The 9,014-nt window shown below is 56.1% G+C and carries 5 protein-coding genes; 3 read left to right on the top strand and 2 right to left on the bottom strand.

Going from position 1 to position 9,014, the window contains the following annotated elements; translation table 11 throughout:
- From HF854_RS11665 to HF854_RS11655, 3 genes are all read left to right on the top strand, one after another.
- The coding region (locus tag HF854_RS11665; RefSeq protein WP_168936443.1) for an ssDNA-binding protein at positions 1–486 on the top strand (486 nt) is incomplete at its 5' end.
- Between the two features lie 60 nt (positions 487–546).
- The gene (locus HF854_RS11660) at positions 547–2,499 is read left to right on the top strand and encodes a DNA polymerase (RefSeq protein WP_168936442.1); all 1,953 of its coding nucleotides are present in this window, start codon (positions 547–549) and stop codon (positions 2,497–2,499) included.
- A gap of 1 nt (position 2,500) precedes the next feature.
- Complete coding sequence (locus HF854_RS11655) at positions 2,501–4,876, top strand: virulence-associated E family protein (RefSeq protein WP_168936441.1); 2,376 nt, start codon at positions 2,501–2,503, stop codon at positions 4,874–4,876.
- A gap of 703 nt (positions 4,877–5,579) precedes the next feature.
- Here HF854_RS11655 and HF854_RS11650 read toward each other — a convergent pair.
- Together HF854_RS11650 and HF854_RS11645 are read right to left on the bottom strand one after the other, a co-directional pair.
- Positions 5,580–8,183 carry an SNF2-related protein gene (locus HF854_RS11650; RefSeq protein WP_168936440.1) on the bottom strand — a complete coding sequence of 868 codons (2,604 nt, stop codon included), beginning with the start codon at positions 8,181–8,183 and terminating at the stop codon, positions 5,580–5,582.
- A 130-nt stretch (positions 8,184–8,313) separates the two neighbouring features.
- Positions 8,314–8,871: a hypothetical protein gene (locus HF854_RS11645; RefSeq protein ID WP_168936439.1), complete on the bottom strand. Its 558-nt coding sequence runs from the start codon at positions 8,869–8,871 to the stop codon at positions 8,314–8,316.
- Between the last annotated feature and the right edge of the window lie 143 nt (positions 8,872–9,014).

Here is a 9,014-nt window from a genome sequence, read left to right as displayed (position 1 = left end):
CATACAGGAAAGGGTCATCTTATGTTCTTCCATGGCTGGGAGCCCAAGAAAACACAAAATGGCAAGGAGCTGTTTAGTACAACATTCATCTTCCCCAAAGAGGATACTGCAAGCTATGAGCGCTACAAGCAAGCACTTCGTGAAGCCTACGACATCGCGAAGCAGACCCAAGATAGCTCTGACTGGCCTGCTTTTGATAAGATAGTCGGTCCTGTCCGAGACTGTAGGAGTCCAAGATACCCCAATCACTGGGAGTTGTTTGCCTGTACCAGCTTCATGCCCATGATAGCTGATAGACAAGGTAATCCAATAAAGGACAGGAGCCTTGTTCGGGATGGCAGTGTCGTACAGCTGGTTATGCAACTCTACCCGCAGAAAACACATCAGGGTTTTGGCTTCCGCCTAGACTGTGTACGTAAGCTGGAAGATGAGTCTCCGCGTAAACTCACCGCTGAACAGTTGGCTGAGGCGGACCGCTACTTATAAGGCATCAGCAAGCCCTAGTGGCGGAGCAGACCTCCGCCACTAGGAGCGAGGATTATTCTAATGAAGCAGATTCATATCGACCTTGAAAGCTACTGTGACCGAGAGCTTTCCGAATGCGGTGTTTACCGCTATGCCGAAGATCCCTCCTTTGAAATCCTGCTCTTCGCCTACGCCGTTGACGATGGCCCGGTGCATGTCGTCGATTGCGCCAGTGGAGAACAGGTTCCGACGGATGTTCTGGCAGCTCTTACTGATGATACCATACAAAAGTGGGCACACAATGCCGCCTTTGAACGTATCTGCCTCAGCCGTTTTCTGGGCTTGCCGCAAGGCAGATACCTTGATCCGGCGTCCTGGCGGTGCAGCATGGTCTGGGCGCTTACTCTGGGTTTTCCCGCCTCGTTAGAGAACCTTGGGGTAGTACTGGGACTGACCAAGCAAAAACTCCGTGAGGGACGCGAGCTCATCTCTTTCTTCTCCAAGCCATGCAAACCCACCAAGGCGAATGGCCTGCGAGTAAGAAACCTGCCTGCCCATGCTGCTGAAAAGTGGGCACAGTTCAAGGCCTACAATCGTAGGGACGTGGAAGTGGAGATGGATGTTTGTGCCAGGCTGGCCGATTTCCCGGTACCTCAGTTGCTCTGGGAAGAATACGCCATCGATCAGGAAATCAACGACAGAGGCATTGCTGTTGACCGGGCACTGGTTCACAAGGCTCTTGCCCTGGATAAGACCTTTACGGAGGAACTTTTCCACTCTCTCCAGCAGCGCACGGGATTGGCTAACCCGAAATCCCGTCAGCAGATGCTGAAATGGCTGCTGGCACAGGGCTACGAAGCGGAAAGTCTGGATAAAAAAGCGGTGGAGTGCCTGAAGAAGAGCGTAACGGATGACGTGCGCGAGGTGCTCAACGACTATGGTCGCATCACCCGCACCTCCATAGGCAAATACGCGGCCATCCAGGAATGCGTATGCGCTGACGGACGTGTTCGCGGTATGTTCCGCTTCTATGGGGCCGCCCGCACAGGACGTTTTGCAGGACAGCTTGTCCAGCTCCAAAACCTTCCGCGCAACAGTATGAGCGATCTCGATACGGCGCGAAATCTCGTTCTTTCCGGCAGCTATGCGCAGGTCAAAGCGCGCTTTCCTGACGTCTCGGGAGCGCTGTCAGAACTGATCCGCACCAATTTTGTGGCTGGAGACGGCAATCAGTTCATCGTTGCCGACTATGCGGCTATCGAAGCCCGCATCATCGCCTGGTACGCCAAAGAGCACTGGCGTCTTGAGGCCTTTGTCCAGGGCAAGGACATCTACTGCGCATCGGCCAGCAAAATGTTCGGCGTCCCTGTCGAGAAGCACGGCCAAAATGCCGAACTCCGTCAGAAAGGCAAGATAGCGGAACTCGCGCTGGGCTATGGCGGTTCCGTTGGTGCTCTCAAGAGCATGGGCGCGCTGGAAATGGGGCTGGAAGAAGAGGAGCTGCAATCCCTTGTTAATGCCTGGCGTGCCGCGAATCCGCGTATCGTAGCCTTCTGGTGGGAAGTGGACAACGCTGTCAGAGAGGCCCTTACCGTGGGGTACAGCGCCTTAGTGCCCTACGGACTGGAAATGCGCCATAGCGGCAAGTGGCTTTTCATCATCCTTCCTTCCGGGCGTCGGCTTGCCTACCCGTATCCTTTGCTGCTGCCTTCAGCTGATGGGCGCGAAAAAATCACCTACGAAGGTGTGGATCCCTACCACCATGCCTGGGGAAGCATCGACTCCTACGGTCCCAAGTTTGTCGAAAACATCGTGCAGGGCACAGCGCGGGACATCCTTTGCCACGCCCTGAAAAATCTTCGCAATCACGGCTACCGCACGGTCGCCCATGTACATGACGAGGTCATCATCGAAGCACCGGCGACCTCATCGGCAGATGCGGTATGTACGCTCATGGCACAGTCACCAGCGTGGGCAGAAGGCCTTCTTCTCCGTGCCGACGGCTATACCACCAACTACTACTGCAAGGACTAGTATGAAGATAGCCATAGCAAATAGCCGTACCGAAATTACGTGGCAAAACGTTGACTGGTCTGAAGAGAAACTGCTCGCCAAGCTTCGCTCGCCCGTTCGCACCCCCGAAACGCTGAGCGCCTTCATGGAGATGTCCAAGTCGCAACAGGGTGAAATCAAGGATAAAGGCGGTTTTGTTGGAGGGCATCTGCGTGATGGCCAGAGACGCAAAGGCGGCGTTCTTTTACGCTCGCTGCTGTCCCTTGACCTGGACTCAGGGCGACCCGATACCCTGGCACGGCTGAAAGGGTTGCCGTACCGCTGCTTTGTGCATACCACGCACAAGCACACGCCGGAAAAACCACGCTTCCGTCTTATCATACCTCTGTCCAGAGAGATCAGCGAAGAGGAATATCCGGCTGTGGCCAGAAGGATAGCGGCGGACATAGGCATCGAGCTGTTCGATGACAGCACCTACGAAGCCAACCGAATGATGTTCTGGCCGACGGTATCCTGCGACGGTGAGTATATATTTGAGGTCATTGAGGGACAGCCCCTTGAGCCGGACGCCGTCCTTTCCCGGTACAAAAACTGGCGGAATACGGAGGAATGGCCCGTCTCTGCACGGCAGGACCCCGTGGTTTTACGACAGGCTGCCAAGGTGGCGGATCCTCTTACAAAAGACGGTGCCGTCGGACTAATATGCCGAGCGTATTATCCTATACAACTGCTTCTGGAAGAGCATCTCTCGGATATCTACGAGCCCCTCAAAGAGGGGAGCCGATATACCTACACCAAAGGAAGTACCTCGGGAGGCCTGGTCGTCTATGAGGACAAGTTTGTCTACAGTCACCATGACTCCGACCCTGCCGCCCACCAACTTCTAAACGCCTTTGACCTCTGGCGCATTCATGCCTTCGGCAAACTGGACGTCGGCACGACTAAAAAGGGCCCCAATTCGCCATCCTTCAAGGCTATGCTTGAACACGCTTTACAGGATGAGCGTGTCAATATGCAGCGGTGCCTGGAAGTTAAGGAGAAAATCCAGGAGGCTGCACAAGAGTACGGACTAGAAGTATCGAATGACGAAGGGACAAGCTGGTTGAGCAAGCTTGAGTATGACCTTCTTGGGATAAATATCTTGTCAACTCTTAATAATGCCAACACGATTCTACGGAACGACCCCCTGTTGAAAAATATCGCCTACGACCAGCTCACACAGGCCATCGTCCTGACCGGCGTCGTGCCTTGGGACAGACAGGGAGAACGCTTATGGAACGACGCGGACGATGATTACCTGTTGAGCTATCTTCACAAGAATTATGCCAAGATAAGCAAACAGCACATGCTATCTGCCTTGACAACTTCAGCAAGGGACAAAGGCTTCCATCCTATCCGTGAGTATTTGAATACATTGCCAATATGGGACGGAGTTCCCCGTGTAGATACCTTGTTCATTGACTATTTCGGGGAGGAGGACACTCCCTACGCCAAAGCGGTCGCGAGGAAGATCCTGTGTGCGGCAATCAAGCGTGCACTGGAGCCCGGTTGCAAGTTTGACACCATGGTTGTTCTTAAAGGCCCTCAAGGAACCGGAAAGAGCACCCTCATCTCAAAGCTGGGGGGCACTTGGTACACGGATAACCTGACGCTAGCGGACACCAGGGACAAAACTGGGGCAGAAAAATTGATGGGCATCTGGATCGTTGAGATCAGCGAGCTTGCCGGACGTAACAAAGCTGAAGAGGAGTCCATCCGCAGCTTTATCACCCGGACGGATGATAAATTTCGTGAAGCCTACGGACGCAGGGTCATATCCCATCCCAGGCAGTGCGTTTTCTTCGCGACGACAAATGCCCAGAACGGCTTCTTACGAGACATAACGGGCAACAGGCGCTACTGGCCCATCAATGCCCCTGGAACAGGTCACAAAAAATCCTGGGATATGACGGATGACGATGTGCGACAGATATGGGCGGAGGCCAAACACTATTTTCAGGCAGGAGAATCGCTGTGCCTCCCACCCAATTTACAGGAGGAAGCCTGCGCACGCCAGCGGCAGGAACTTGAAACCGACGAGCTGGAGGGCGTGATTCTGGACTATCTTGATACCCCGATCCCCTTGGAATGGTCACAGATGGATCTGCCCCAGCGCCTGAACTTTCTGCAAAACGAAAACAGTGGCCCGGGTATACAAAGGACGGGCGCAGAAAGACGTACGGAGATTTCTCCCATAGAAATTTGGTGTGAATGCTTCAAGAAAAACAAGGCTGACTACAACGGTAAAACGGATGGAAGGCGCATTATAACCGTCCTGCTCAAAAACCACTGGACCCGTGGGAAGAAACGGCGCGTACCTTTCTACGGCCCTCAGAACGTATTCAAGCGCAACGTCTGATGACTACTGCTGACGGAAGGGAGAGGCCAACCGTCTCTCCCTTTCATCCCCTGAGAAGTATCCCACTATAGGGCTGAGCTCTGGGGCATTTTCACCAGTTGACATACGCCATAGACATCACGGGTTCCGATGTGTTCCGTCAAATTTTTGTGCGGAACAAAGGAATCCCCAGACAGGCTTGGATATTACGACAATTGTTTCATTGTTCTGCTCCAAGCGAACTAAAACTTTTCCTGTGCATACATATCGTCTATGTAGGTTACTTGCTTCGCTGAAACATATTTTCTTAACTTTTATGGAATATAGGAACAAACAGAAGAAAAGTGGCTCTACATAAGGCTTTTTTGGTGTTCCAAAAATGTTCCGTTAGCGTTCCCATCACTTGTATGGAAACACAAGACAGGGAGAAGATGAGAGGGAGACATCCAACTCGTTGGAGCATGTGCGACATGTTTTTTCAATTCCCAAAGGCTGTGGTAATCTCGTCCCATGAAACAAACAGATTTTCGTGATGTGCCTGATGAGCTGTGGGAACGTATCGAGCCTCTCCTTGCCCCGTTCAAACGAAAAAGAAGCGGCGGCAGCAAACCGCATCTCTTCAGGACAGGCCCGGATGCTGGAATGCTCGTTTTCTGATGCCCAGCACAACTTACAATCTGCCCGCAAGGGGCCCCTTCCCTCAAAAATACCCTTTTGCTCCCTGTCAGCGCTGCCCCTGTTCGGACGAGAAATTCGGCGCTATGCTGTTGATCTCCGCGATCCATGCCGCTGTTTCCATGTCCTCGCGCGCCTGATCCGGCGACAGGATCTGACCGTGCAGCTGCGCCCGCAGATCGTTCCAGCGTGTCTGCAAGACGTTCCAGTGCCGTTCATCATAAGTGCCTTCAAAGATGACGGGATGGATATGGATGCGGGGAGCCTTTCCGGACGCACCCGCCTGCTGCCACTGTATCATTTTTTTCTCCCACAGACTGCTGATGCGGTCCACCCGGCCGATCTGCTGTTCCACCACGCCCGGGTTCCATTCTGGATGCAGCAGGACCACCGTGCGGCAGGAGGTGTGCAGATTGAGCCCTTCTCGCCCCACCAGCGATTGGGCCACCAGGACTTGGGGATGGCTGTGCGGCCGGTTGAAGGACAGTTGCAAAAAACGCCGGGTGGCGGGTTTGGAATTGCCGTCCATGAGCCGGGCAAAGCGGCCCTGTGGGCTGCCGTACTCTTCTTCCAGCCGTTCGCGGCACATAGCCCAGCGTACAGCCACCACATCGTCATCAGGCTCGTCCGCCTCACTAGTATCATCATGATCGCTGACGGCCTTCATCAAATCGGCAAAGGCCCGGGCCTTCTGCCCGGGTGAGACTGCTTTTCCATCTTGGCCAAGGATCTCCAGGACAGCTCTGGACACAAGGGCCGAAACAGACTCCCCCACCCCGTTCATTTCCTGACGGAAGGCCTGAAAAAATCGCTCTGCCCAGGCATCCGGGCTTTGCCGGAAACCTTCCTCAAGATCCCGGATGAGCCGATCCCGGAACAGGCTGCGCTCTTGCCGGATTCGGCTGTACTGCCGGGCAAGGGCGTCGTTCAGCTCTGCCTGTGAAGCCCATCGCCCTTTCCCGTGCAATTGTCTGTCCGCGACCTGTGCTGCGTTCCAGCTCTCCTCGTCCGACAACACGGATTGCGGCCAGGGGCGATCTTCATCCAGGCAGCGCAGCATCTCCCGGACGTTCAGCAGCTGCGTCAGGGCGCGCAACGGACGGGTGAAGCGCCCGAAGACCAGAACCTTCTCTCCTTGCCGGCAGACCCGCTCGATCTGTTCCACAGCGGCCAGAATGGCCGGATGCTCAAAAAGTACCGTACTCCCGCAGTCAAATGGCCGTCGGAGCAGTCCGCTCCACCAGTCCATACGCTGCTCGCGTTTGCTACGGGCCCCCGTCTGTTCTTTTGCAGGCAGAGCAGGGCTCTCTTCCCCGTATTCCTCACGCTCGGCCTCCAGCTGCGCTTTGTCGGCCTCTTCATCCCGAAGCGGCTGGTCCAGCAGGGAGGCGATGCCGTGCCCGTTGGCCAAGGTCAGACGCAGGCGCTTCATCTGCGTATTGTCCGTATGGCGGGTCACGAAGGAAAGGGATTCCGCCGCGCAGACAGCCTGTTTCCAGTCCGGGGACAGCCTGGAGACATCGATACGGACAGGCTCCTCCCGCCGGTAAGCATGGAAATCTTCTTCCGAAAGTTCCGCAAAGGCCTGGATCGTACTTTCCTGCCGCTTGTCACGGCGCAGCAGGTAGGGGCCCAGGGCGTTATGGAAGGCCCGGGCGGCCTGTCGGAACCTGTCCCGCTGCTCACCGGGATGGAGACGCACGGCCGCCACGGCCTGCATATAGTCAGCGACAGCGACGGAGAGCTGCTCGCTCGCCTCGACCCCGATACGTGCCAGCATCTGCGTCCATTGACCGGCATCGAGTTCGATGGGGGTCGCTGTCAGGGCAAGGCGACGGACATGGAAGGATGCCTGGATGATCTGATCGAGCAGGTTATTCAGTCTGCTTTCTTTTCCTCTGCCCTTGTGCGCCTCATCGATGATGACCAGATCAAAGGTGCCCAGCCCCAGTCCCACCGCGCGTTCCAGCCATACGCGCAGGGCCTCTGTACGGCCGTATTGCGCGGCATCGAGTGCCGCAGGCCAGGGGGTGTTCCTGGTCAGTTCCTCTATAAGGAGTCGCGCGGGGGTTGTGTCCGGCACCTGGTCCAATGCCGCGATGATGCGCTGGGCGGTCAGCTGGACGTCCGTATCCTGAGGCATCGTGCCGTTACAGTAGCCTCGCGGCCATCTGTGCTCGAGCTTTCTCCATTGGGCATAGAGTTCCGGGAGCAGGAGCCAGCGCCAGGGCTCGCTTCGTGCCCCCAGTCGCCAGTTGCTGAAGATATGGGAGATAAGCAACACCTGTTCATCCAGCCAGAACTGCCTTTCTTTTTCCTGCCATTCACACAGGTATTGCAGGAGACTGCGCAGGAGCGGAGGCGCCATGACGCCCATATGGCGCAGTTCCTCCTGCCACTGGTAGCCTAGTCCCGGCGGTATGAGGATGGCCACCCGCCCGCCCGCTTCCTTGACAGCCCTGGCCACCACCGCCGCGATGCGAGTCTTGCCCATGCCGACTTCATCGGCGATGATCATGCCGTGTTGCGGCAGGCGCCCGGCCAAACAGCGTAGACTGGCTTTCTGTCCAGCGTTGAGCGGGACCGTCTGCCCTGCGATGATATCTTCGATCTGTCGTGCGACCTTGTCCCAACCGCGAAAGCCCTGTTTCATAGATGACCGACCTCATTCCTTATGACCGGTGTTTCTCCAAAGACCCTAGGCCCGGACGCCCCTCCCTACCGGCCCGCTATCACGGAAAAATCATATTCTGGTGAGCACGTTATCCTGCGGGCGTCCCACTTCACAGATCTTCTCCCAGTCCCGGCAGCTCGTGGACCTGCCAGCATTTCCTGACCGCCTGCAAGGCATCTTCATATCTCCTGCCGCATTCTGAGCGTCTGTCCTCGGCGAATGAGGGACGGAAACAGGGTTCAAAGAGAGGGTAAAGAGGATCGAGCTTGAGCACCTCGCGAAAGTAGACCACGGACGCGCAGTCCCGTGCCTGCATCAGGGTCTGTTCCAGACGCAGGCACCAGAGCGGCCAGTCTTCTTCCCTGATCTCGGTCTGTTGGGCGGCGATATGTTCGACAAGTTCCATCATCCGGCGGATGGGATAGTCCGCTCCTGTCGCGGAGCCGCCGGATGCGGCCCTACCCTTGCCTGCCCTTTCTCCTCCTTCTTCAACGCCGGAGACATCTTCGCCATCCTTTTCCGGCGGCAGGGGGAAGCTGGCCAGCTGCCACCAGACATCCTCCGTATCAAGGGCGGGCAGTTCCCGGACAGCCACACGCCCCCAGCGGTCCACCACCGGGACAAGGGCCTCCTGTGGACAGCCCTCCTCCTGCCAGCGGATATGCACGAGACAGGGGCGGGCATCCTTCCATTCGAAGACACCGTCCTTGCGGGGACATGGCCTTCCCTGCGGATTAAGAGGATGTCCGGCATGTTTTTTGATTTTAAAAGGTGTGGTAATCTCGTCCCATGAAACAAACAGATTTTCGT

The organism is Desulfovibrio piger, from assembly GCF_012843875.1.
In the GTDB taxonomy this organism is placed as follows: Bacteria; Desulfobacterota; Desulfovibrionia; order Desulfovibrionales; family Desulfovibrionaceae; genus Desulfovibrio.
This window is presented reverse-complemented; position numbering and strand designations above follow the sequence as displayed.

Bases quoted from the DNA above. Each gene is read 5' to 3' on its own strand.
- HF854_RS11660 (WP_168936442.1), top strand. From the start codon at position 547: ATGAAGCAGATTCATATCGACCTTGAAAGCTACTGTGACCGAGAGCTT.
- HF854_RS11655 (WP_168936441.1), top strand. From the start codon at position 2,501: ATGAAGATAGCCATAGCAAATAGCCGTACCGAAATTACGTGGCAAAAC.
- HF854_RS11650 (WP_168936440.1), bottom strand. From the start codon at position 8,183: ATGAAACAGGGCTTTCGCGGTTGGGACAAGGTCGCACGACAGATCGAA.